The organism is Gordonia sp. QH-12 (assembly GCF_001578675.1).
Lineage (GTDB): Bacteria > Actinomycetota > Actinomycetes > Mycobacteriales > Mycobacteriaceae > Gordonia > Gordonia sihwensis.
Map to the genome: position 1 here is coordinate 40,323 of NZ_KQ969300.1, position 21,143 is coordinate 61,465.

The following is a 21,143-nucleotide window of genomic DNA, read 5'->3' on the forward strand; positions in this document are numbered from 1 at the left end:
GGTGTGTCCTCTGGACAGACGAGTTTCGATCGACGATCCGGACGCACGTCCGGCGGCAAGGAGACGGCATGGACGACTTCAGCAATCGCGTGGCATTGGTGACCGGAGCCGCACGCGGTCAGGGACGTGCGCACGCGATCGCGTTCGCCGAACGGGGCGCGGACGTCGTCGTCTGCGATCGGTGTGCGGACAGCCCCGCGATCGCCTACCCGATGGGCACCGAGGAGGATCTCGCCGAGACGGTCCGACTGGTGGAGGCCACCGGGCGGCGATGCATCGCGGTGAAGGCGGACACCGCAGATCGGGCGGCGATGGAGGCGCTGGTCGCACGCGCCGAGAACGAGCTGGGCCGCGTCGACGTCGCAGTCGCCAATGCAGGCGTCTCCGGCACGTCGCCGATCACCGAGGCGTCCGCGGCCGTCTGGGAGGAGGTCATCGGCAGCAACCTGACCGGTGTGTACAACACCCTCGCCGCGGTAGCGCCCGGGATGATCGCGCGCGGCTACGGGCGCATCGTCACCATCTCCTCGATGCTCGGGCGGAGCGCGGCACAGGGTCAGGCCGCGTACGGCGCGTCCAAATGGGGCGTCATCGGCATGACCAAGAGCGTGGCGCTCGATCTCGCCGCTCACGGGATCACGGTGAACGCCATTGCGCCGGGCAATATCTCGACGCCGATGGTGCACAACGACGCGCTGTACTCGGTGGTGCGGCCAGACCTGGACGCACCCACGCGCGCGGATGTGGAGCCGGTCATGGCGATGCTGCACGCGCAGCCGATCGCCTTCCTCGAACCCGAGGAGGTCACTCGCGCAGTCCTGTTCTTCGCCGCGGAGGCCAGCGCCCACATCACCGGCACCGTGCTTCCCGTCGACGCGGGCGCCGCCGCCCGGGTCTCGAGCTGACGTGCGGGAATCATTCGGTCCACGGTGATCGTTGACCCAACCGTGAACCACATCGAATTCGGCCTGGACACCTTCGGCGGAGTGACCCGCGACGCACACGGAGAGCCGGTGCCCCACCCGCGGGTGATCCGTGATCTGGTGGACGATGCGGTGGTCGCCGATGCAGCGGGCCTGGACTTCTTCGGCGTCGGTGAACATCACCGGCCCGACTTCGCGGTGTCGAGTCCGGAGATGGTCCTGGCCGCCATCGCTTCGCGGACCGAACGGATCCGGCTGGGTTCGGCCGTGACGGTGCTGAGCTCCGACGATCCGGTCCGCGTCTTCGAGCGGTTCGCGACGCTCGACGCGGTCTCGAACGGCCGAGCCGAGATCGTCGCCGGCCGCGGGTCCTTCACCGAGTCGTTCCCGCTCTTCGGGTACGACCTCCGCGATTACGAGGTGCTGTTCGAGGAGAAGCTCGCCCTGCTCTCGGCGCTCTTGACCGAGGAGCCGGTGACCTGGTCGGGCAGCACCCGCGCCTCGCTGTCGGACCAGCGCGTCTACCCGGCCACCGCCCACGGCATCACCGCGTGGGTGGGCGTCGGCGGCAGTCCCGAATCGGTGGTCCGGACCGCACGATACGGCTTCGGCCTGTTCCTGGCGATCATCGGCGGACCCGCCGACCGCTTCGCCGGTTACGTCGACCTGTTCGAGCGCGCGCAGGATCAGTTCGGCGTTCCACGCAGGCCGGTGGCGGTCCACTCGCCGGGCCTGATCGCCGATACGGACCAAGCGGCCCGGAATCTGGTGCGCGACGGCTGGTTCGAGATGCGGGAACGGATGGGGCGTGAGCGGGGATGGCCGCCGCCGGCCGCGGGCGACTTCGAGCGCGAGATCGAGACCGGATCGCTGTACGTCGGCTCCCCCGAGACGGTCGCAGAGAAGATCGCGGCGACTGTTCACACGTTGAAGGTCGACCGCTTCGACCTCAAATACGACCAACCGGTCACCCATGACGACCAGCAGGAGTCCATCCGGCTGTACGGCGAGAAGGTGGTGCCCGCGGTGCGTAGGATTCTGGCTGACCTTGCCTGAGATTGCACGATAGCGACGACGAATCGAGCGACCCGATGTCAGTGCCCGCAGCCGAACCCGTCACCGAACCCGATCCCCGCCGCTGGAAGGCCCTGGTCTTCATCTGTCTCGCACAGTTGATGGTGGTTCTCGACGGCACGGTGGTCAACATCGCCCTGCCCGATGCCAAGCGGGATCTGGGAATCAGCACCGCGAACCAGCAGTGGGTGATCACCGCGTACGCCCTCGCCTTCGGCGGACTGCTGTTGTTCGGCGGCCGCGTGGCGGACATGTGGGGCCGCCGCCGGGCGCTGATGATCGGCCTGGTCGGATTCGCCTGCGCATCCGCGGTCGGCGGCGCGGCGGTCAATGAGGCGATGCTCTTCGCCGCGCGAGCCGTGCAGGGGGCCTTCGGAGCCCTGCTGGCGCCCGCGGCGCTCTCCCTCCTGACCGTGATGTTCACGCAACCGAAGGAACGTGCACGCGCGTTCGGCGTCTTCGGCGCGATCGCCGGCGGCGGCGCCGCCGTCGGCCTGCTCCTCGGCGGCCTGCTGACGCAGGTGCTCGACTGGCGCTGGACGATGTACATCAACGTCGCGATCGCGGCCGTCGCGCTGCTCGGCGCGGTCTTCGAAATCAAGGAGCCGCCGAGGAACACCGACCACGTCGTCAAGCTCGACGTACTCGGCGTGGTGCTGGGCGGCTCCGGGCTGGCGCTGGTGGTGTACGGCTTCAGCCGGGCCGCGGAGAAGGGCTGGGCCGACGGCGGGACGCTGACCTGTCTGGTGGCGGCGGTGGTGCTGCTCGCTCTGTTCGTCGGCTGGCAGTGGAGGTACTCGTATCCGCTGCTTCCGCTGCGCGTGGTCGCAGACCGTTCGCGCGGCGGCGCGTACCTGACCGTCGCGCTGTCCGTGATCGCGATGTTCGGATCGTTCCTGTTCCTGACCCTCTACATGCAGACTGTGCATCACTACACTCCGCTGAGTGCCGGGTTCGCGTTCCTGCCCATGGTGTTCGGCATGCTCATCGGGTCCACGCAGGTGGCGGCCCGCTTGATCACCCGCGTCCCGCCGCGGTACCTGCTGGTGCCCGGCGCCTTGCTCGGGTCGTGCGCCATGCTGATCCTCGCGCAGGTCTCGGCCGACTCCACCCGATACTGGAGCGTGATCTTCCCCGGTCTGCTCATTCTCGGCTTCGGCATGGGAACGGTGTTCATGACGTCGATGAACCTGGCGACCTTCGGAGTCGCACCGTACGACGCGGGTGTCGCTTCGGCGATGGTGAACACCTCGCAGCAGGTCGGCGGCGCCGTCGGGACGGCGTTGCTGAACACGGTCGCCGCGAACGCGGCCGCGCGCTACATCACCGATCACCGGGACTCGGTCCGCGGCCCCGCGGACATTCCTCATTTCCAGGCTCTCGCCATGGTGCACGGAGACAGTGTCGGTTTCTATGTCGCGGCCGCCATCCTCGCGTTCGTGGCAGTCGTGGCGGGATTGCTGATCAACGTCCGACACCCGCTCGGGCTGAACACCGCGAGTCCGGAACCGGCCGCCGCACCGGTCTGAGCGGGCCGCAGGGCCGCCGCCGACTTGGAATCGATTCCACCGTTGGAAGTCGATAGGGTGGGTCCGTGACTCCCAGTGGCGTACGGAAGCAGTCGGCGTCGAAGCCGGGGGACGGGCAGGCGCCGATGACGCGTACCCAGCGGCGCGCCGCGGCGACGCGTCAGGCGATCGTCGACGCCGCGCGCGAACTCGTCGCCACCCGCGGCACCGATGCGCTGACCCTCGATGCGGTCTCCGAAAGCGCGGACGTCGCAGTCCAGACCATCTACAACAGGGTCGGCGGGCGGTCGGCGTTGCTCACGGCGGTGGCTGAGCAGGCGATGAGGGAGAGCCGGGTCTACATGGACGCCGCCTACGACGCGGAGGGGACCGCAGAGGAACGCCTCCTGCTGGCGGCCGCCGCCTACGCCAAGTTCGCCAGGGAACGGCCGCACGAGTTTCGCATCCTTGTGGAGCCGCCCGACGAGCCGGACGCCGTCGCCCACATCGCGGAGCTGACGGGGGAGCAGAACGCCAAGCTCGCGGCGACCATCCGCGCGGGCATGGCCGACGGCAGCGCACGCTCCGATCTCGATCCGGACGATCTGGCGACAGCCTTCTGGGCCACCCTCAACGGACTGCTGGCACTGGCCTGGCGTCCCGGGGCGCTGCGTGCCGACCACGATCGGCTCGACCGATTGCTCGCGACGTACATCGCCACCGTCGCCGACGGGCTTCGCTCGCGCTGAGCGACCGGCGCGGCGTACGCTGATAGGCCCGAGCAGCCAGGAGACGACGATGTCGATGCGCCCCAGCCCCACTGTCGTTCGGACCGCTGTCGTTCGGACCGCCGCGATCGCGGCGGGGATCGGAGCCATGGCGCTCTTCGGCTCCGCCGGCCAGGCGGCCGCGGATGTCGCTCCGGGCTCCTACACGTCAACGACCTCGTCGTCCGGGATCGTCCTTCTGCAACGTGATGCCCGCGTCGAGGGCGATCAACTGGTACTCATCGGGCGGTACCCGATTCATCGGACTGCCACCGGCGGCTATGTCGACCTCTTCCCGGGACATCGCGTCATTCTCAACAGCGACGGTCACGGCGGCTACCGGGGCCCGGCCTATTTCGGCGGCGCCGTCATCGGCGCGATCACTCTCACGCCCCACCGCTGACCGGACACAACCACGGGGTTCGTCGAGATTCCTACTCTGAGGCGATGAACTCGGCGATCTTCGCCTCCACCTTCTCCTGGATCCGCTCCGCCCGCGTCTCCGCCGACTTGAGCGGATCGATGGTCTTCGCAGCCTCCGCTACGAGTTCGCCGATCAGCTCACTCTGCTTCACCGAGACGAGGTGAAACTTGCGGTGCTTCTTGAACTTCTTGGTGACGTTGCCGGAGAGGCCGTGTTCCACTTCGAGGTGGTCGACCAGGTTCAGCTTCCACTCACCCGAACCCTCACTGAAGTCGAGCTCCGCCAGATCGACCCAGACGGTGTTCGGTCGCGTGGTCGATTCGAAGACATAGCGGAGATTCGTCAGATCGATCACCACCTGCCAGAGGGTGGTGGAGGCGTCCGGCTTCCCCGGCTCGGGGTTCCGGAAGGGTTGCGCACAGTTCCGGATGATGCTGCCCATCGCGGCGACGGCTTCCAGCCGCGAGGACGGCCGCGGCTGATTCCGCACGTAGTACAGGGCACGTGCGAAGCGGTCCTCGGCGCGGCAGGTGCCGGGGATCGGATCCTCACCGCCGAGTCCCTCGTACTTCTCGACGAGCTCGAGTTGCCGGTCGTATGACGGTGAGTTCGTCATCACCCAGTAATCCCTGCTGTGGAAGACGTTCAGCTTCCCGTCGATGTACTCGAAGATCACCGAGTCGCCGTCGGCGTCGTCGAGCGCGAGGTGGATCGCGGGCTTGCTGCCTCCGGTCGGGTCGGCCATCGGAACCACCTGGGGGTCGTTGGCCCGGGTCCACTCGACGGCCTCGGCCACGGTGGCGAAGTTGTCCAGGTAGTACTGCATCCACACGGACATGGCGAGCTGCGGGCGCGCCGGATCGGGCGTGCCGTAATCCGACTCCGCCAGCCACAGGACGTGTCCGGCCAGACCCTTCTCGTTGACCCCGTCGGCGGAGATGATGTCGTACACTCCGGCGACCACGCTGCCGTACTTCGCGGTCCACGAGAGGCCTCCGCCGACCCGGTCGTCGCGCTTCACACCGCGGGGGAGCTTCCAGAGGTTGGTGTGCAGATCGCGCGCGAAGTCCATGTTGCGTCCGACGACCACCGAACCACCCGCGTCCGGCCATATAACACGTGTACACATACGTCAATCGCTTTCGTCGCAGTTCAGGCGCGGTGAGCAGTGGGCTCAGGCGTCACTGTCAGCCTAAGGTGCCCCCGTGGGGTCCGCGTCGCGCAAGGCCGTGGCGGCACGGATCAGCCCGGTTTCTGCACGGAGCGGAGCCCCTGCGCCGAAGTCGGCGATCGATCGGGTCTCAGACGCCGTTCGGATCGAACGGCGTCTCCTGGTAGACGCAGTAGTTGAGCCAGTTGGTGTACAGGAGGTGACCGTGTCCGCGCCAGCGGTTGAGCGGGAGCGCGGTCGGGTCGTCGCCCGGGAAGTAGTGTGCGGGCACCGCGACGTCGCTCTGCTGGTCACTGTCGCGCCGATACTCGCGGGCCAGCGTGTCCGCGTCGTACTCGGGATGCCCGGTGACGAAGACCTCGCGACCGTCGGGAGTGGCCGCCAGGAAGACGCCTGCCTCGTCGCTCACGGCCAGCACCTCGACCGCACCGGTCGCCTCGATGTCACGGGCGTGGACGTCGGTGTGCCGGGAATGCGGGGCCAGGAACTCCTCGTCGAAACCTGTGACGAGCGGCGACTTCGCGCCGGTGAGGCGATGGGTGAACACGCCGGAGATCTTCTGGCGCACTTCGTACTTGCCGACCCCGTAGTGCCGGTAGAGCGCAGCCTGCGCGCCCCAGCAGATGTGCAGCGTCGACTGCACGTTGCTGCGTGTCCAATCCAGGATTCTGGTCATCTCGGGCCAGTAGTCGACGTCCTCGAAGTCGAGCCTCTCGATCGGGGCCCCGGTGACGATCAATCCGTCGAAGTGCTTGTCTGCCACATCGTCGAAGGTCGAATAGAACGACTCGAGATGACCGGGCGGCGTGTTCCGCGAGACGTGGCTGGACATGTGCAGCAAGGTGATCTCGACCTGCAGCGGGCTGTTGCTCAGCAGTCTCAGCAACTGTGTCTCGGTCGCGACCTTCATCGGCATCAGATTCAAGATCGCGATCCGCATCGGGCGGATGTCCTGATGCCCCGCGCGCTCGTCGGACATGACGAAGACCTTCTCCGCCTCCAGGACGGCCCGGGCGGGGAGATCGTGCGGCACTGTGACGGGCATAGCCGATAAGTCTAGTCTGGATGCCCGTGGCGCGCCCCGGACCGGTGCGGGAGCCGACCGCGCCGGCCCCGACGGTCATCGCGACATCGACGGGCTCGCGAGCTCGATGACCGTGTCGGCGAATCGAATCTCGTCGCGATCATGCGACGCCACGACCACCGTCTTACCGGCGTCCGCGTGTTCCCGCAGCAGGGTGCAGAGGAGCTCTCGCGTCCCGGCGTCCAGCGCCGTCGAGGGCTCGTCGAGGAGATAGAGATCAGCCCGCTGAACCAGCGTCTGCGCGATCAACACCCGCTGGCGCTGCCCACCCGAGAGGTCGCGCATCCGGGACTCCCGCAACGGCGTCATGCCGACTCGTTCGATCATCTCCTCTGCCGCGCGCCGCTCACGCCGTGCCGTCGGGCGCCAGCACGGCACCTGTCCGAAGGTCCCGATTCGCACGCAGTCCCGGACGGTCAACGGCAGTCCGTCGATGAGCTCGCTGCGCTGTGTCAGCAGTGCGGGGCGTCGCGGTCGGGGCGTGATCTCGCCGGCGTCCGGTGTGCGCACTCCGGCGATCAGTTCCAGCAGCGTGCTCTTGCCCGTGCCGTTGGCGCCGACGAGGGCGGTGACCGCCCCCGGCCGCAGAGTCGTCGTCAGATTCTCGAGGACCGTCGTCGCGCCATAGCTGAAGCTCAGCCCGCGCACGGTGTAGCCGGTGGCAGTCAATCGGGACCCCTTCGAGTTAATGAAATTGATAACCGTTACTGTTAACGCGTGATCCCAACGATACTGGAGCCGTTCTCGGTCGCGTTCATGGCGCGCGCGCTGTGGGCCGGCGTGGTGCTGTCGGCGCTGTGCGCACTCGTCGGGGTGTGGGTGATCGCCCGCGGCATGACCTTCCTCGGCGAGGCGATGGGACACGCCATGCTTCCCGGGGTCGCGGTCGCGGCGCTGACGGGGGTCGACCTGATCGTCGGCGCGGCGGCGAGCGCGGTGGTGATGGTGCTCGGGGTCGAGTCCATGCGCACCCACCGCGACTTCGGCCGGGACACGAGCATCGGCTTGCTGTTCGTCGGACTGCTGGCGGTCGGGGTCATCATCGTCTCGCACTCCTCGTCGTTCGCGACCGACCTGACCGGCTTCCTATTCGGTGACGTGCTGGCCGTCGACGACGGCGACCTCGTGCGGCTGTGCGTACTCGTCGCGGCGGTCCTGGCGGTGACAACGCTGTCCTACCGGGGATTCCTCGCGGTGACCTTCGATGTCCGCAAGGCGCGCACGCTCGGTCTGCGGCCGACCGCGACCAATCTGCTGATGGTCCTGACACTCGCCGTTGCGATGGCGGGCGCCTTCAGCGTGGTCGGCACCCTGCTGGCCTTCGGCATGCTGGTGGCGCCGTCGGCGTCCGCACTGCTGATCGTGCGCCGGGTTCCCGCGGCCATGCTCATGGCGTTCGGATTCGGCGCCCTCGCCACTTTCGTCGGGCTGCTCGTCTCCTGGCATCGGGCCACGGCGGCCGGTGCCACCATCGCCGCGACCGCGGTCGTCCTGTTCTTCCTCACCCTCACACTCCGCGCCATCGGACGCGCGGTGCTGCGGCGCGCCCGTGGCATCGCCGACCCGACGACATGAAAGGCGAACACTCTTGCCCAACCGAACGCGAACAGTCCGAACAGCGATGACGGCGCTCGCGACGTCGACCGTCATCCTGGCCGCCGGCTGCGGCGCCGACGAACCGGCGCCGGAGAACGGCCTGGCCGGCACCGAGCGCCCGCACGGCTACGTCGAAGGAGCGAAAGAGAAGTCCGAACCCCAGATCGCACTCGCCGTCGCCGCCCGGAACGGGAAGAAGCTGAGCTTCCTCGACCCGGCGGAGGAGAGCACCGTGACGGTGGACCTGACCACGGCGGCGCAGCGTCTGGACGAGGACGGCCGTTTCGTCTACGTGATCGACGGCGACACTCTGGAAGTGGTGGACAGCGGCGGCTGGACCGTCGATCACGGCGATCACGTTCACTACTACCGGGCGACGACCAAGCCGCTCGGCACGCTGACCGTGCCCGCGGCCGTCACGACCGTGTCGGGAGCGGACGAGATCACCGCGGTGGGCGCGCGCGGAGGCTCGGTGACCGTGCTGGACCGGCGGGGTCTGGAGAACGGTTCGGCCCCGCGCCCGATCTCGACCATCGACACCCGCAGCAGTGCGGGTTTCGCCGTGCCCTACGCAGATGGCCTGGTGTTGGGCTTGGGCGACGGTCCGGACCGCCCCGCCTCAAGAGTCGTCTTCACCGATCGGGACGGAAATCCCCGCCGACCGGCCCAGCCCTGCGTCGACCCGCAGGGCCCGGCGCTGCTGCGCAACGCGGTCGCGGTGTCCTGCGCCGAGGCGATCATCCTCTTCACCGACAGGGGCGGCGAGGTCGCCGCACAGGTACTCGACTACGGACGCAGGGGACCGCGGGCGGGTGCGTTCGGCGTTCGGCCACGCAGCAACCGGGCCGTCGCGGCCACCGCGGCCGGCTCGTGGCTGCTCGACTCCTCGGCAGGGTCGCTTCGGTGGGTGCCCTCGGCCGACCGGCTGTCCGCCGCTCTGGCCCCGGGGCGCGACGAGACGCTGATCGTGCTCACCGACGACGGTGAACTGCGCACCCTGGCCGTCGACCCCGCAACCGGCGCCGGGCGGCCGGTCGCGACGGCCGGTGCGTCTGCGGGCATGGCCGGGAAGGTGCTGACCGCCGACACCGGCCGGGCGTACCTCTCCGAGCCCACGGCCCGAGCCGTTCACGAGTTCGACTACGGCGACTCCCTGCGCAGGACACGCACCCTCCCGGTCGACGTCGAGCCCGAGCTCATGGTCGAGGTCGGTCGATGACGCCGCCGCGTCGCCTCGTGGCGACACTGCTCGCAGCGGTGATCGGGACCCTGCTCGGGACAGTGGCGCTCACCGGCTGCGGCATCGCGCACGACGACCAGCCGCAGGTGGTGGCGACCACCAACATTCTGGGTGACGTCGTCGGTCGGCTGGTGGGTGATCAGGCGACGGTGATGACCCTGATGAAGCCGAACGCGGACCCGCATTCGTTCGCCGTCTCGGCCCGCGAGGCGGGCGCCATGCGCAATGCGGACCTGATCGTCTACAACGGGCTGGGCCTGGAAGAAGGCATCGAGCATCATGTGCGCGCCGCGCACGACGACGGGGTCCCGATCGTCGAAGCCGGCGGGGCCGCCCGACCGATCACGTTCCGCACCGGTGAGACCTCCGGAGCCGCGGACCCGCACTTCTGGACCGACCCGACCCGGATGCGCGACGCGGTCCGTGCCGTCTCGCACCGGCTCGCGGAGATCGATGGCGTCGACCGGGCCCGGCTGAGCGCGAACACCGAGGCGTATCTCTCGGAGCTGAACGATCTGGACGAGTGGATGCGCGGGCTCTTCGCGGCGATTCCCCAGGATCGCCGCAAGCTGGTGACGAATCACCACGTATTCGGCTATCTCGCTGATCGCTACGGCTTCGAGGTGATCGGCGCCGTCGTGCCGAGCGGTACCACCCTCGCGTCGCCGAGCAGCTCCGACCTGGCATCGCTCGCGACGGCCATCCGGACCACCGCGGTGTCGGCGATCTTCGTCGACACGTCCCAGCCCGACCGCCTCGCGAAGGCCCTCGCAGCCGAGACCCGGACGGCGGTCGCCATCGTTCCGCTGTACTCGGAGTCTCTCGACGAGCGGGGCACCGAGGCAGACAGCTACATCGCCATGATGCGAACCAACGCTTCTCGTATCAGTTCAGGTCTGTCGCGTTGACCCGTCCCGGGCCTCGACGGACACCCATGTGAATGAAAGGTGACAGTGAATGATGCTCAGCAACCGAGAGTGGGTGCGGCACAGCAGGGTAGTGCTCACGCTGGCGGCCGCGGCCGCCCTCACGATGACCGCGTGCTCGTCGGCCGATGACGAGTCGGCGTCGTCGAGCACGCCTCCCGACGGAACCGAAGTCGCCGAACCGATCGCCGTCACCTACGACGGAGGCATCGCGCTCCTCGACGGCACCAGCCTCGACGTGGTGAGCAAGGTTCCGATGGACGGATTCACTCGCGTCAATCCGGCGGGAGACGACGACCATCTCATCGTCTCCGACGAGAAGGGGTTCACGGTGATGGACGCCTCCCATGCCGAATTGACCGATCTCGTCTATCCCGGGGAGAAGCCGGGTCACGTCGTGCTGCACGGCGGTAAGACCGTGCTGTTCACCGACTCCACGGGGTCGGCGCTCTCGTTCGATCCGCACGAACTGTCGGACGGCGCACCGACCACACGCGAATACACGAGTGCGAGTCCGCATCACGGCGTCGCCGTGGAACTCACCGACGGGACTATCGTCGCCTCGGTGGGCGACGAGGAGAACCGGCGCGGAGCGCGGGCCGTCGACGCGCAGGGCAGACAGATCGCTCACAGTGATCAGTGCCCGGGAGTCCACGGCGAGGCGGTGGCGTCCGGGGAGGTGGTCGGGCTCGGCTGCAAGGACGGGGTCCTCCTGTTCAAGAACGGCGCGTTCGTGAAGGTGCCCTCCGTCGATCCGGAGTACGGCGCCACGTCCACTCAGGTCGGCAGCGACGCGTCGCCGGTGCTCGTCGGCGACTACAAGACCGACCCGGATGCCGAGCGCGAATTCCCCACGCAGTTCGCTCTGATCGATACCGCTGCCCAGAAGCAGCGGTTGGTCCAGATGCCGGGCGGCGCCAGTTACAGCTTCCGCTCGCTCGGCCGTGGACCCGGCGGCGAAGCTCTGATCCTGGGCACCGACGGACATCTGCATGTCTTCGACGTCGTCTCCGGCGCGAACGTCAAGTCGATTCCGGTCGTCGGCAAGTGGCAGGAACCGATGGACTGGCAGGAGCCGCGGCCGTCCCTGTTCGTCCGTGACGACACCGCCTATGTGACCGATCCCGCGACGAAGACGATCAAGCGGGTGTCGTTGTCCACCGGCACGGTGAGTGCCGCGGCGTCGCTCGACGTGACACCGAACGAGATCAGCGGAACCCTCCACAAGCACTGACCGTGGTGTGAGGCTCGGCGCCCCGGCTGTTCCGGTCTCGGAACAGCCGGGGCCTCAAGCGTTTTCGGCTTCGTCTCCGTCCCCGGGAGCGTCGGCGGCGAACCGTCTGCGCAGTGCGAGAGACACGTACACGAGCGCTACGAGGACCGGGACCTCGATCAGCGGGCCGACGACGCCCGCAAGAGCTTGGCCCGATGTGGCGCCGTACGTGCCGATGGCCACCGCGATGGCGAGCTCGAAATTGTTGCCTGCCGCGGTGAAGGCCAGAGTGGTGGTCCGCGCGTACCCCAGTCGCATGGCCGCGCCGAGAAGGTAGCCGCCGCCCCACATGATCGCGAAGTAGGCCAGCAGCGGCAGGGCGATCCGAGCGACGTCCCACGGCTTGGAGGTGATCTGGTCGCCTTGGAGGGCGAAGAGGATCACGATCGTGAACAGCAGACCGTAGAGAGCCCACGGTCCGGCCTTCGGGAGAAAGGACTCCTCGTACCACTGACGACCTCGTCGGCGTTCGCCGATCCGGCGAGAGAGGTAGCCGGCCACCAGCGGGATGCCGAGGAATACCAGAACCGATTGAGCGATCTGCCACGGCGAGCTGTCGATTCGCGTCTGCGGCAGTCCGAGCCAGCCGGGTAGGACCGACAGATAGAACCAACCGAGCACAGCGAACATGACCACTTGGAACACCGAGTTGATCGCGACCAGGACCGCGGCGGCTTCGCGGTCGCCGCACGCGAGGTCGTTCCAGATGATCACCATGGCGATGCAGCGCGCCAGGCCGACGATGATCAGGCCGGTGCGGTATTCGGGGAGGTCGGGCAGCATCAGCCACGCGAGGGCGAACATCAACGCCGGCCCGGCCACCCAGTTGAGGAGCAGCGAGGCGACGAGGAGCTTGCGATCGCCGGTCACGGTGTCGAGCCGGTCGTAGCGGACCTTGGCCAGCACCGGATACATCATGATCAGCAGTCCGACAGCGATCGGCAGGGACACGCCGTCGATCTGTATCTTCTCGATAACCGTGCCGAGCCCCGGGACCGCGCGGCCGAGCAACAACCCCGCGGCCATGGCCGCCCCGATCCAGATCGGCAGAAAGCGATCGAGTCCGGAGAGCCGTGCGGCCACCGGTTCCGTAGAGGTGCCGGTCATGACGCGCACGGGGCGCCGGTGGGCTGGTCCACCGGAGAGAGGACCGCGGTAAGCGTCGCCAGCGCTTCGGGGACGACGCGGTAGTACACCCAGGAGGCGCGGCGCTCGGATGCCACGAGGCCGGCCGCCTTGAGCACCTTGAGGTGATGCGAGATCGTCGGCTGCGCGACATCGACGGCGGGGGAGATGTCACAGACGCACGCTTCGCCGCCGGCGTGGCTGGCGATCAAGCTGAAGAGGCGCAACCGTATCGGGTCGGCGAGCGCCTTGAACACCGACGACACCTCGCCGGCGTCCTCGACGCAAAGCGGCTCGCGGACGAGAGGGGAGCACCGCTGCATCGTTCCGGTCGCGACGGCGGCCGTTGACTGATTCGACATACTTCGATATTGACGTCCATCGATACTGTGGGCAAGTCGGGTGAGCGCTCCCCGGAAGCTCCGGCCGGGCCGACCGATCAACCACGCAGACCGAGCTCAGCGAGAATCAACTCGGCGCGCTCGGCGACGCCCACTTTCGGCAGGACGGTGACGCTGTAACCGAGTTCGTCGTACCTGCGCAGTAGACGGCCGTATTCACTGACTGCCTCGTCGAGCCCCAACTGCCGTTCGTCGTCCGCTGCGTACAGCTCTGGCCATGGCGGTGTCATGAACACCCGCGCGTGATAGCTCTGCAACTCCTCGATCGAACACGCTGATCGGCCCGCGTAGTGACGCAACGCGGTGTCGGCGTCGACCAGCCCGCGATCGAAGAAGGTCCACCGGTCGGCGACGACGTCCTCGCGATCCCAGCGCGCGAGGTCGATGCACGCTCGCGCGAACCGGTCTGCGTCCTCCCACGGCAAGGCGTGCCCGCCGGTGCGGAGTTCTTGCCGGACGATTCGGCGACCGGGCTCGTCGACTGTGCGGTATCCGTGAGCCGCCAGATGCTCGAGCACGGTGGATTTGCCTCCACCCGAGCACCCCGACAGAACCACTGCGCGCGATTGACGGCCGTACATGTCTTCTCCTCTGCTCTGAATTCGCTTGGACTTCGTCTTGGCACGGAACGGAGTCCGCCATGGCACTGAAGGGTCTGACACCACCGATAGAGTCAGTTCACACCCCGTGCTGCTCGGCACAAGGAGTCCCGGTGCTGTCCCCGATGCGTTCGCTCGCCGACGATCCTCGATGGTCCTGGATGCGCGAAACCGTACGCGTTCGTCCGGCGGAATTCCCCGTGGGACATGCGATCCGGTCCGGAGCGGCGGTCGGCGTGCCGTTCATCGTCGGAGCGCTCACCGACCACATCGTCACCGGGATGTGGATCGGTCTGGCCTGTCTGCTTCTCGCAGCGGGCGAGCGCGAAGGAACCTACCGGCTGAACTTCACGATCATCGCGGTATCGACACCGATCGCGGCGGCCGGATACATCCTCGGATACTCGCAGGACATGCCACTCGTCGCGCTCGCCGTCCTCATGGCGATGCTCGCACTCCTGATGGGTCTGCTGGCAGGACTCGGGCCTGCTTTCTCGGTGGGCGGAATGCAGTTCTTGCTCACCTCTTCGATCGCGATCGGTGTCGACGGGATTCACAATTGGTGGGTGCCGCTGGGGCTGTACTGCGCCGGCGCAGCGCTCTATGCCGTACTGCTCGGGCTGGAGGCGCTGATCGTCCCAGACCGACCGCAGCGCAAAGGGCTACAACCGCTCTTGGAAGCTCTGGCGGAACTCGCCCGGGCTCGGCACGGCGATCTGCTGGTCGGGGGCGCGCAGACCACGGATGCACGTATCCGCACCGACGCCGCCTACTATGCCGCGCGTGACCGACTTGCGGAACTCCCGCTGCGCCGGCGCACGAGGTGGTGGTCGCTCACTGACGACGTCCTCGACGCAGCGGAGGGGGTTCAGGCTCTTCTGGTCGGCGAAGAGGACCCGGACGTCGCGGAGGCCGCTGCGCGACGCCTCGAAGCGTTTGCCGACGGCATCACCCGCCACGAGTTGATCTCGACACCGGTGCCGGTGCGCACCGACGGCGCGTCGGCGCTCACGCTGCGCATCGACCGGTTGCAGGACGCGCTGACCGCACCGCAGCGCACAGAGGCGCGTCGCCCGGTCACGCCGGTCTCGGCGACGATCGATTCCGAGGTGATCCGCGCTGCGGTCAGGCTGGCACTGTGCTTCGGTATCGCCGTCGGGGCCAAGTGGTACTTCCCGTTCAGTCACTGGTTCTGGGTGCCGCTGACGGTCTGTCTCGTGATGAAACCGGACTTCGGTTCGGTGTTCTCGCGCGCGATCCTGCGTATCATCGGGACTCTCATCGGTGCCGGCGTTGCCACCGTGATCATCGTGCTGGTACCGAAGGGCGTCGGCTTCGGCGTCGCCATCCTGCTGATCTCCGTGTTCATTCCGTGGCTGATGATGCGCTCGTACTCTCTACAGGCAGTCGCCATCACGCCGGTGGTGATTCTTCTCGTCGCCGCGATCACTCCCGCAGAACAGGACAACTACTCTGCACAACGCATCGCGGCGACCGCCATCGGCGGAGCTGTTGTCATCGTCTTCGGCTACCTTCTCTGGCCGCACTCCAGGAGAGTGTGGGTGCACCAGGTCTTCGCCGAAGCGATGGGATCCATCGCGACCGAACTGACCTATGCCGGAACTCCGATTCCGCGTGACGATGCGGGTCCTGTCGGACGACGGCACGACGGCGTTGTCCGTGCTCGACGTGCGGCCGCCGCCTCGCTCACCGAGCTGAGCGCTCGGCTCCACCGAGCGCTGGCTGAGCCACCGCCGAGCGACGCCGTGGCCGCGGCCTGGTTACCGGCCGTCGATGCGGCGCAGCAGTTGGCCGACGAGGTCGCCCGGTACGCCGCCGACAGGCTCTCCAACCGTGCGCCGGCGAATCCCGACGGTGCACGCGATGTCGCCGACGCCGTCCGAGCCGCCGGGCGGATCCCAGAACAGGGGAGCGACCCCCGCGCCAGTGCTGTCGATCAGCAGAATCTGCGTACAGGCGACGGTCTGGGTGCGATTGTCGACAGACTCGCTGAAGTCATGGGGCTGGTTCCGCACGGACGCTGACCCGGTCGCTGTCCGTCATGAGACGTTCGTCTAAGTCGCACGATGCTCGGTCATCGAGAGACACCCGTGCAATCGGGAACGCGATCGCGGCGATCACGAGCAGTCCTGAACACGCTCGGGGCGACAGTCTCGTGTGCCACAACATCATTCCGAGTAGCAGGAGTGCGAGCGGGAACGTCGGTCCCGCCAGTAGGAACATCACCGTACCAGCCGCCGGGTAGCCGTCGAATGCCGCGAGAGCGGATGCGTCGTCGACTCCGAACACGTCCTCGAAGAACCCCTGCAACCCGAACGCGACTGTCCCGAACATGCCGATCAGCACCAGCAGGAGCCACAGTCCGGCCGCCAGAGGAAGTCGCGAGCGTACCCGGTCGTACTGGCCGATGAGTCCGAACACCCACGGCACCGTCGACACTGCGATCAGCATGCCGCCCACCGCGCCGTAGTGTCCGTCCTTCCAGAATGCCGGCGACAGTGCGAACAGTGCCGGCCCGATAACCAGCCCGAGGTCGTTCAATCGGGACACCCGCATGCGGCCAGCGTAGCCGCCATGGGCGTTGTGCAAGCGGGCATCGCGTGGCTTGATGGACCACTCGTCGTACGACCTCCCGAAAGAAGATGGGCAGGAGGGTATTAGAGGTTCACTCGGCTTCGAAGTCCGACCCGTAAGTGCCAAGCCGGATGTTGACTCGTGTCGTATGGGCTGCCGGATTCTAGTGGACACCCTGCGTATTGCATCCGTGCGTATAGCGGCCGAGACCGGAACCGAGTCAGCGTTGCTTCCGTCGTCTATTGAACGAGGGCTTACTTCGTAAGTTCATTGCTGAGGTTTCGGACGCGGGCGGTGATGTCGTCGCGGACTAGGCGCATGCGTTCGATGCCGTCGATGCCGCGTTCGGAGGGCTCGTCGGTATCCCAGTTGATGACGGTGACTCCGGGGACGTCGACGACGGCTTCTCGACCCAGGGTGATCACTTTGTCGACGCGAGCGAGCAGGGCCGGGTCGATGCCGACCGGGACGTGACCGGTGATGTCGACGCCGACCTCGGCGAGAGCCTCGGCGGAGAGGGCGTTGACGGCGGTGCCGGGGCGTGTGCCGGCTGAGTGCACCTCGATCGCATCGCCCGCGGCCTGGCGCAGGAGACCTTCGGCCATCACGGACTTGCCTCCGTTCTTGACGCACACGAACAGCACGGACGGTGTCATGGCAAATCCCTTTCGGTGGGCTGAGAAGTGGTGGGGGTGAAGCGTTTTCGGAGGGCGAGTGAGACGTAGACCAGGGCGACCAGGACGGGGACCTCGATGAGGGGCCCGACGACGCCGGCGAGGGCTTGGCCGGAGGTGGCGCCGTAGGTGCCGATCGCGACGGCGATCGCGAGTTCGAAGTTGTTGCCCGCGGCGGTGAACGCGAGGGTGGTGGTGCGCTCGTAACCCAGGCCCAGGAGGGCGCCGAGGAGGTAGCCGCCGCCCCACATGATCGCGAAGTAGGCCAGCAGCGGAAGTGCGATGCGGGCGACGTCGCCGGGGCGGGAGGTGATCTGGTCGCCTTGGAGGCTGAACAGCAGCACGATCGTGAACAGCAGCCCGTACAGGGCCCACGGTCCGATGCGAGGCAGGAACGATTGTTCGTACCAGTCGCGGCCGCGGCGGCGTTCGCCGATCCGGCGGCTGAGGTAGCCGGCGAGCAGGGGAATGCCGAGGAAGATCAGTACTGATTTGGCGATCTGCCATGGTGAGGTGTCGATGGTGGTCTGTTCAAGGCCGAGCCAGCCGGGCAGGACCGACAGGTAGAACCAGCCCAGGACGGCGAACATCAGGACCTGGAACACCGAGTTGATCGCCACCAGCACGGCCGCGGCCTCGCGGTCACCGCACGCGAGGTCGTTCCAGATGATGACCATCGCGATGCAGCGGGCCAGGCCGACGATGATCAAGCCGGTGCGATACTCGGGCAGGTCCGGCAGCAGCAGCCACGCCAGGGCGAACATCAGTGCCGGGCCGACCACCCAGTTCAGGACCAGCGATCCGATGAGCAGGCGGCGGTCTCCGGTCACGGTGTCGAGGCGGTCGTAGCGGACTTTCGCCAGCACCGGGTACATCATGATCAGCAACCCGAGTGCGATCGGCAGGGAGATCCCGTCGATCTGGATCTTGTCGATGGCGGTGTTCAGGCCCGGAATGAGGCGGCCGAGCAGCAGCCCGGCGACCATCGCCAACCCGATCCACACCGGAAGGAACCGATCTAGCGTCGACAACTTGCCGGCGACGCTGCGGCTCGGCGTCTGGACGCTCATGCCAGAGCCTTCCCGGTCAGTGGTGCCACGATGGCGGCAACGATGTCGAGGGCAGCTGGCACAACCCGGTAGTGCACCCAGGATCCGCGGCGCTCGGACTCCAGGAGGCCGGCGGTCCGCAGGACCTTCAGGTGATGGGAGACCGTCGGCTGCGAGACATCGACCGCCGGAGAGATGTCGCACACACACGCCTGGCCGCCGTCATGGCTGGCGATCAAACTGAACAACTGCAACCGCACCGGATCGGCCAGCGCTTTGAACACCACGGCCGCCTGCACCGACCGTTCGGGCGTCAACGGCTCCCGCACCAGCGACGAACACCGCACCGGCGGGATCTCAATCCCCAATGGTTTCGACATGCATCGATATTGACATTGATCGATATTGGTCGCAACACGAGGGGCGCCACCCAGCAGTGACGCCCCTCGCCAGCTCGAAATCACCGCAGGTTCAGCAGCACGAGGAAGCCGGTGTGCAGCACGCTGACGAGTCCTGCGACGCCTGCGTCAGGCCCAGGTCGGAGCCTTCTGAGGCGAGCGCGGGTGCCTCGCCGAAGGTGTCCGAGTCGGCCAGGACGGTGTAGACCTCCCAGCGTTCACCGTCAGGAGCGCCGACCCACACTTTGTCTTGAGTGGCGAAGCAACAGGTGGTGTTGATCTGCTCCTCGGTGAACAGTCCTTCGCCGGTCAGGCGAGCGATCTCGCCGTGCACGGTCTCGCTGGAGTCGACCTCGACGCCGAGGTGGTTGATGGTGCCACCCTCGCCGCGGTTCTCCAGCAGGACCAGCTTCAGTGCGGGTTCATCGATCGCGAAGTTCGCATAGCCGGGCTTGACCTTCGCGGGGGCGGTGTTGAACAGCTTGCTGTAGAACGCGATCGACGCTTCCAGGTCGTCGACGTTGAGGGCGAGTTGAACGCGGGACATGAGAGCCTCCAAGGCTTTGAGGAATGTCGAAGTGTCTGACCACTCCGTTGTACCCATAGCTTTGATGTATGTCAAAGGCTTTGGTAGCTTGGAAATATGCCCAAGTCATTGCCAGTGATCGACGTCAGTGCTCCGATCTGCTGCGCACCTCTGGCGGCCGGGCCGATGTCGACCGAGAATGCGGTCGAGCTCGCGCTGCGACTCAAAGCTCTCGCCGACCCGACTCGCATCCGGATGATGTCTCTGCTGATGACAGATCCGACTCGCGAGATGACCGCCAGCGATCTCGCCTGTGCGGTAGGTGTCTCCGGCGGCACCGCGACGCATCACCTCAACCAGCTCCGCGGCGCAGGCCTAGTCACCTCGCAACGTCGCGGTGTGAACAATTTCTACCGGGCTGAACCTGTCAATCTCGAAGCGCTTCGCGGGGTCCTCAACACCTGCTGCTGAACGATCAGTTCTCGTTTGAGCGGGGTGTCATCGGATCCGTCGACCTGTGTAGCGTGCCCACGTTCCGGCTGAGTGTTCGGCATGATTGAACGCGACCTGATGGCTGTAGCCCAGGGCGTCAGCGACGACCGGTGGTGGGCATTCGACGACCAAATCGTCCAGAGCGCTGTTGCGGGCGCCGAGGTTACTCAGCCCGAGGTGGCGTAGACGGTGCATGATTGTGTCGGGATGCAGGTGGTGGCCCGCGTGAGTTCCGGGGAACAGCCAGGGGTTGTCATCGTCGCTGGTTCGGAGATTTGTTCTGCTGTGCAGCAGTTCGCGAACGAGTTCAGCGAACGGTTCGGGAACGTCGACGGGGTGTCGACCGAAAATGATGGTCATGGGGTCGCCATCGGCGATGTCTGCGGTGCGGGTTCGGACGATCCCTTTGAGTGGCTGAGCGTAGAGCAGAATCAAGACGCCGGCGACTCGATAGGGAAGTGCCTCACTGCGAGTGGTGACGAGTTCGCCGATCCAGGCGATGCGCTGGTCCTGGGTGAGCGCTGGACAGGTCTGCGCGTATCGAGGATCGAGAGTCACGGTGGTGTTGAGCTTGGTGCGTTTGCTGACGACCAGGAACGTGCGGATGGCGTGCCGAGTCGTCGGTCCGGCGGCGATCCATTGGTCGACGTCGTGTTGCGTGCACGTCTGGATCGTTCGACCGTGGGCCTCATGGAGCCAGCTCAGGAACTTCACCGTTTCGGTGATCTCCTGCTTGGCTGATCGAACGGCGGGCTGGGTGTCTTGGCCCGAATCGGCGATCTGGCGAATACGCCGCAGATGGTGCCACGTCGCGAAATGTCGTGCTGGTTGAGCGACCTCGGTGGGCAGCCCATCGAGTTTGTCCTCGATCCAGTGCTCGAACCGGGGGAGCCACGGGTCTCTCGGCGGGAGGAGCTCGTGGTGCTGCATGAGAGCCCGCAGATGCTCGGTGGCCCGGCCGGGATGCTCGTCGAGACCGTCATGCGTTGCGGCGATCGACCCGTCGCCGAGGCCGCGCAGCAGGGCCTGGACTCGTGGTGAGCGCTTCCAGACGATCGTCGATTCCGGACGCTTTGCTGAGCAGAGGGCATCGACGAGGCCTATCAGCACCGGATCGGAAGGTTTGCCGCCGAGTAGTCCGTACAGGTCCTCGCGGACCGCACACCGCGCACAGATGTCGCGGCGATGGTGGCCGTTCTCTTCTCCGCATCGTCGGCAGTGAAACTCATCGGTAATACCAGCGCACGGTGCGCACAAGGGGATTCCTGATGGTGTGAAGCGCCCTGGGTTTCGTTCCG

At 66.9% G+C, this 21,143-nt stretch carries 23 protein-coding genes; 11 read left to right on the forward strand and 12 right to left on the reverse strand.

Annotated elements, in window-relative coordinates; translation table 11 throughout:
• Positions 1-68 precede the first annotated feature (68 nt).
• The 5 genes from Y710_RS15535 to Y710_RS15555 all read left to right on the forward strand — a co-directional run bounded on the left by Y710_RS15535 (position 69) and on the right by Y710_RS15555 (position 4,675).
• Positions 69-905: a mycofactocin-coupled SDR family oxidoreductase gene (locus Y710_RS15535; protein ID WP_006894994.1), complete on the forward strand. Its 837-nt coding sequence runs from the start codon at positions 69-71 to the stop codon at positions 903-905.
• 42 nt (positions 906-947) lie between these two features.
• Positions 948-1,979 carry an Atu2307/SP_0267 family LLM class monooxygenase gene (locus Y710_RS15540; RefSeq protein ID WP_062367856.1) on the forward strand — a complete coding sequence of 344 codons (1,032 nt, stop codon included), beginning with the start codon at positions 948-950 and terminating at the stop codon, positions 1,977-1,979.
• A 35-nt stretch (positions 1,980-2,014) separates the two neighbouring features.
• Positions 2,015-3,526 (forward strand): MFS transporter, encoded by a 1,512-nt coding sequence (locus Y710_RS15545; RefSeq protein ID WP_062367857.1) that lies wholly within the window; start codon positions 2,015-2,017, stop codon positions 3,524-3,526.
• Positions 3,527-3,651: 125 nt separating this feature from the next.
• Positions 3,652-4,254 carry a TetR/AcrR family transcriptional regulator gene (locus Y710_RS15550; protein WP_039866831.1) on the forward strand — a complete coding sequence of 201 codons (603 nt, stop codon included), beginning with the start codon at positions 3,652-3,654 and terminating at the stop codon, positions 4,252-4,254.
• Positions 4,255-4,381: 127 nt separating this feature from the next.
• On the forward strand, positions 4,382-4,675 hold the full coding sequence (locus Y710_RS15555) for a hypothetical protein (RefSeq protein ID WP_231875764.1): 294 nt from the start codon (positions 4,382-4,384) through the stop codon (positions 4,673-4,675).
• A 31-nt stretch (positions 4,676-4,706) separates the two neighbouring features.
• Here the strand turns inward: Y710_RS15555 and Y710_RS15560 are convergent, their stop codons facing one another.
• The 3 genes from Y710_RS15560 to aztA form a co-directional block, all read right to left on the reverse strand.
• Positions 4,707-5,825: a linear amide C-N hydrolase gene (locus Y710_RS15560; RefSeq protein WP_062367858.1), complete on the reverse strand. Its 1,119-nt coding sequence runs from the start codon at positions 5,823-5,825 to the stop codon at positions 4,707-4,709.
• 172 nt (positions 5,826-5,997) lie between these two features.
• Positions 5,998-6,912 carry a homoserine O-acetyltransferase MetA gene (gene metA, locus Y710_RS15565; protein WP_045538208.1) on the reverse strand — a complete coding sequence of 305 codons (915 nt, stop codon included), beginning with the start codon at positions 6,910-6,912 and terminating at the stop codon, positions 5,998-6,000.
• A gap of 75 nt (positions 6,913-6,987) precedes the next feature.
• The gene (aztA, locus tag Y710_RS15570) at positions 6,988-7,620 is read right to left on the reverse strand and encodes a zinc ABC transporter ATP-binding protein AztA (protein ID WP_062367859.1); all 633 of its coding nucleotides are present in this window, start codon (positions 7,618-7,620) and stop codon (positions 6,988-6,990) included.
• A gap of 48 nt (positions 7,621-7,668) precedes the next feature.
• On the opposite strand from aztA, the gene aztB reads away from it, so the two are divergent.
• The 4 genes from aztB to aztD are packed head-to-tail and all read left to right on the forward strand — an operon-like array spanning position 7,669 to position 11,947.
• Complete coding sequence (gene aztB, locus Y710_RS15575; RefSeq protein ID WP_006895002.1) at positions 7,669-8,526, forward strand: zinc ABC transporter permease AztB; 858 nt, start codon at positions 7,669-7,671, stop codon at positions 8,524-8,526.
• A 46-nt stretch (positions 8,527-8,572) separates the two neighbouring features.
• The gene (locus tag Y710_RS15580; protein WP_006895003.1) at positions 8,573-9,766 is read left to right on the forward strand and encodes a hypothetical protein; all 1,194 of its coding nucleotides are present in this window, start codon (positions 8,573-8,575) and stop codon (positions 9,764-9,766) included.
• Complete coding sequence (gene aztC / locus Y710_RS15585) at positions 9,763-10,695, forward strand: zinc ABC transporter substrate-binding protein AztC (protein ID WP_006895004.1); 933 nt, start codon at positions 9,763-9,765, stop codon at positions 10,693-10,695. Before Y710_RS15580 ends, aztC begins: the two co-directional genes overlap by 4 nt.
• A 49-nt stretch (positions 10,696-10,744) precedes the next feature.
• Positions 10,745-11,947, forward strand: a complete 1,203-nt coding sequence (gene aztD / locus Y710_RS15590; RefSeq protein ID WP_062367860.1) for a zinc metallochaperone AztD — start codon at positions 10,745-10,747, stop codon at positions 11,945-11,947.
• Positions 11,948-12,001: 54 nt separating this feature from the next.
• Here aztD and arsB (Y710_RS15595) read toward each other — a convergent pair whose 3' ends face one another.
• From arsB (Y710_RS15595) to Y710_RS15605, 3 genes are all read right to left on the reverse strand, one after another.
• The gene (arsB, locus tag Y710_RS15595) at positions 12,002-13,093 is read right to left on the reverse strand and encodes an ACR3 family arsenite efflux transporter (RefSeq protein WP_039866870.1); all 1,092 of its coding nucleotides are present in this window, start codon (positions 13,091-13,093) and stop codon (positions 12,002-12,004) included.
• On the reverse strand, positions 13,090-13,473 hold the full coding sequence (locus tag Y710_RS15600; RefSeq protein ID WP_039866836.1) for an ArsR/SmtB family transcription factor: 384 nt from the start codon (positions 13,471-13,473) through the stop codon (positions 13,090-13,092). Before Y710_RS15600 ends, arsB (Y710_RS15595) begins: the two co-directional genes overlap by 4 nt.
• Before the next feature lie 77 nt (positions 13,474-13,550).
• Positions 13,551-14,093 (reverse strand): AAA family ATPase, encoded by a 543-nt coding sequence (locus Y710_RS15605; RefSeq protein ID WP_062367861.1) that lies wholly within the window; start codon positions 14,091-14,093, stop codon positions 13,551-13,553.
• Between the two features lie 218 nt (positions 14,094-14,311).
• Between Y710_RS15605 and Y710_RS15610 the strand changes: the two genes are divergently transcribed.
• Positions 14,312-16,156 (forward strand): FUSC family protein, encoded by a 1,845-nt coding sequence (locus tag Y710_RS15610; RefSeq protein ID WP_197462949.1) that lies wholly within the window; start codon positions 14,312-14,314, stop codon positions 16,154-16,156.
• Here Y710_RS15610 and Y710_RS15615 read toward each other — a convergent pair.
• The 5 genes from Y710_RS15615 to Y710_RS15635 all read right to left on the reverse strand — a co-directional run bounded on the left by Y710_RS15615 (position 16,128) and on the right by Y710_RS15635 (position 19,374).
• Positions 16,128-16,688, reverse strand: coding sequence for a hypothetical protein (locus Y710_RS15615; RefSeq protein ID WP_231875765.1), 561 nt, complete (start codon positions 16,686-16,688; stop codon positions 16,128-16,130). The genes Y710_RS15610 and Y710_RS15615 overlap by 29 nt on opposite strands.
• Positions 16,689-16,960: 272 nt before the next feature.
• Positions 16,961-17,362, reverse strand: coding sequence for an arsenate-mycothiol transferase ArsC (locus tag Y710_RS15620; protein WP_009678368.1), 402 nt, complete (start codon positions 17,360-17,362; stop codon positions 16,961-16,963).
• The gene (arsB, locus tag Y710_RS15625; RefSeq protein WP_009678367.1) at positions 17,359-18,450 is read right to left on the reverse strand and encodes an ACR3 family arsenite efflux transporter; all 1,092 of its coding nucleotides are present in this window, start codon (positions 18,448-18,450) and stop codon (positions 17,359-17,361) included. The genes Y710_RS15620 and arsB (Y710_RS15625) overlap by 4 nt, the downstream gene beginning before the upstream one ends.
• On the reverse strand, positions 18,447-18,809 hold the full coding sequence (locus tag Y710_RS15630) for an ArsR/SmtB family transcription factor (RefSeq protein WP_050792756.1): 363 nt from the start codon (positions 18,807-18,809) through the stop codon (positions 18,447-18,449). The genes arsB (Y710_RS15625) and Y710_RS15630 overlap by 4 nt, the downstream gene beginning before the upstream one ends.
• Before the next feature lie 91 nt (positions 18,810-18,900).
• A complete protein-coding gene (locus Y710_RS15635) occupies positions 18,901-19,374 on the reverse strand; it encodes an ArsI/CadI family heavy metal resistance metalloenzyme (RefSeq protein ID WP_009678365.1) in 474 nt (157 codons plus the stop codon).
• Between the two features lie 96 nt (positions 19,375-19,470).
• Here Y710_RS15635 and Y710_RS15640 point away from each other — a divergent pair, with 96 nt between their 5' ends.
• The gene (locus Y710_RS15640) at positions 19,471-19,824 is read left to right on the forward strand and encodes an Rv2640c family ArsR-like transcriptional regulator (RefSeq protein ID WP_040517687.1); all 354 of its coding nucleotides are present in this window, start codon (positions 19,471-19,473) and stop codon (positions 19,822-19,824) included.
• 27 nt (positions 19,825-19,851) lie between these two features.
• On the opposite strand, the gene Y710_RS15645 is transcribed toward Y710_RS15640, so the two are convergent.
• Positions 19,852-20,955, reverse strand: coding sequence for a hypothetical protein (locus Y710_RS15645; protein ID WP_231875766.1), 1,104 nt, complete (start codon positions 20,953-20,955; stop codon positions 19,852-19,854).
• Positions 20,956-21,143 lie beyond the last annotated feature (188 nt).

Coding starts and splice junctions, on each gene's coding strand:
- Y710_RS15535 (WP_006894994.1), top strand. CDS start 69: ATGGACGACTTCAGCAATCGCGTGGCATTGGTGACCGGAGCCGCACGC.
- Y710_RS15545 (WP_062367857.1), top strand. CDS start 2,015: ATGTCAGTGCCCGCAGCCGAACCCGTCACCGAACCCGATCCCCGCCGC.
- Y710_RS15550 (WP_039866831.1), top strand. CDS start 3,652: ATGACGCGTACCCAGCGGCGCGCCGCGGCGACGCGTCAGGCGATCGTC.
- Y710_RS15555 (WP_231875764.1), top strand. CDS start 4,382: ATGGCGCTCTTCGGCTCCGCCGGCCAGGCGGCCGCGGATGTCGCTCCG.
- Y710_RS15560 (WP_062367858.1), bottom strand. CDS start 5,825: ATGTGTACACGTGTTATATGGCCGGACGCGGGTGGTTCGGTGGTCGTC.
- metA (WP_045538208.1), bottom strand. CDS start 6,912: ATGCCCGTCACAGTGCCGCACGATCTCCCCGCCCGGGCCGTCCTGGAG.
- Y710_RS15580 (WP_006895003.1), top strand. CDS start 8,573: ATGACGGCGCTCGCGACGTCGACCGTCATCCTGGCCGCCGGCTGCGGC.
- aztC (WP_006895004.1), top strand. CDS start 9,763: ATGACGCCGCCGCGTCGCCTCGTGGCGACACTGCTCGCAGCGGTGATC.
- aztD (WP_062367860.1), top strand. CDS start 10,745: ATGATGCTCAGCAACCGAGAGTGGGTGCGGCACAGCAGGGTAGTGCTC.
- arsB (WP_039866870.1), bottom strand. CDS start 13,093: ATGACCGGCACCTCTACGGAACCGGTGGCCGCACGGCTCTCCGGACTC.
- Y710_RS15600 (WP_039866836.1), bottom strand. CDS start 13,473: ATGTCGAATCAGTCAACGGCCGCCGTCGCGACCGGAACGATGCAGCGG.
- Y710_RS15605 (WP_062367861.1), bottom strand. CDS start 14,093: ATGTACGGCCGTCAATCGCGCGCAGTGGTTCTGTCGGGGTGCTCGGGT.
- Y710_RS15615 (WP_231875765.1), bottom strand. CDS start 16,688: ATGCGGGTGTCCCGATTGAACGACCTCGGGCTGGTTATCGGGCCGGCA.
- Y710_RS15620 (WP_009678368.1), bottom strand. CDS start 17,362: ATGACACCGTCCGTGCTGTTCGTGTGCGTCAAGAACGGAGGCAAGTCC.
- arsB (WP_009678367.1), bottom strand. CDS start 18,450: ATGAGCGTCCAGACGCCGAGCCGCAGCGTCGCCGGCAAGTTGTCGACG.
- Y710_RS15630 (WP_050792756.1), bottom strand. CDS start 18,809: ATGTCGAAACCATTGGGGATTGAGATCCCGCCGGTGCGGTGTTCGTCG.
- Y710_RS15635 (WP_009678365.1), bottom strand. CDS start 19,374: ATGTCCCGCGTTCAACTCGCCCTCAACGTCGACGACCTGGAAGCGTCG.
- Y710_RS15640 (WP_040517687.1), top strand. CDS start 19,471: ATGCCCAAGTCATTGCCAGTGATCGACGTCAGTGCTCCGATCTGCTGC.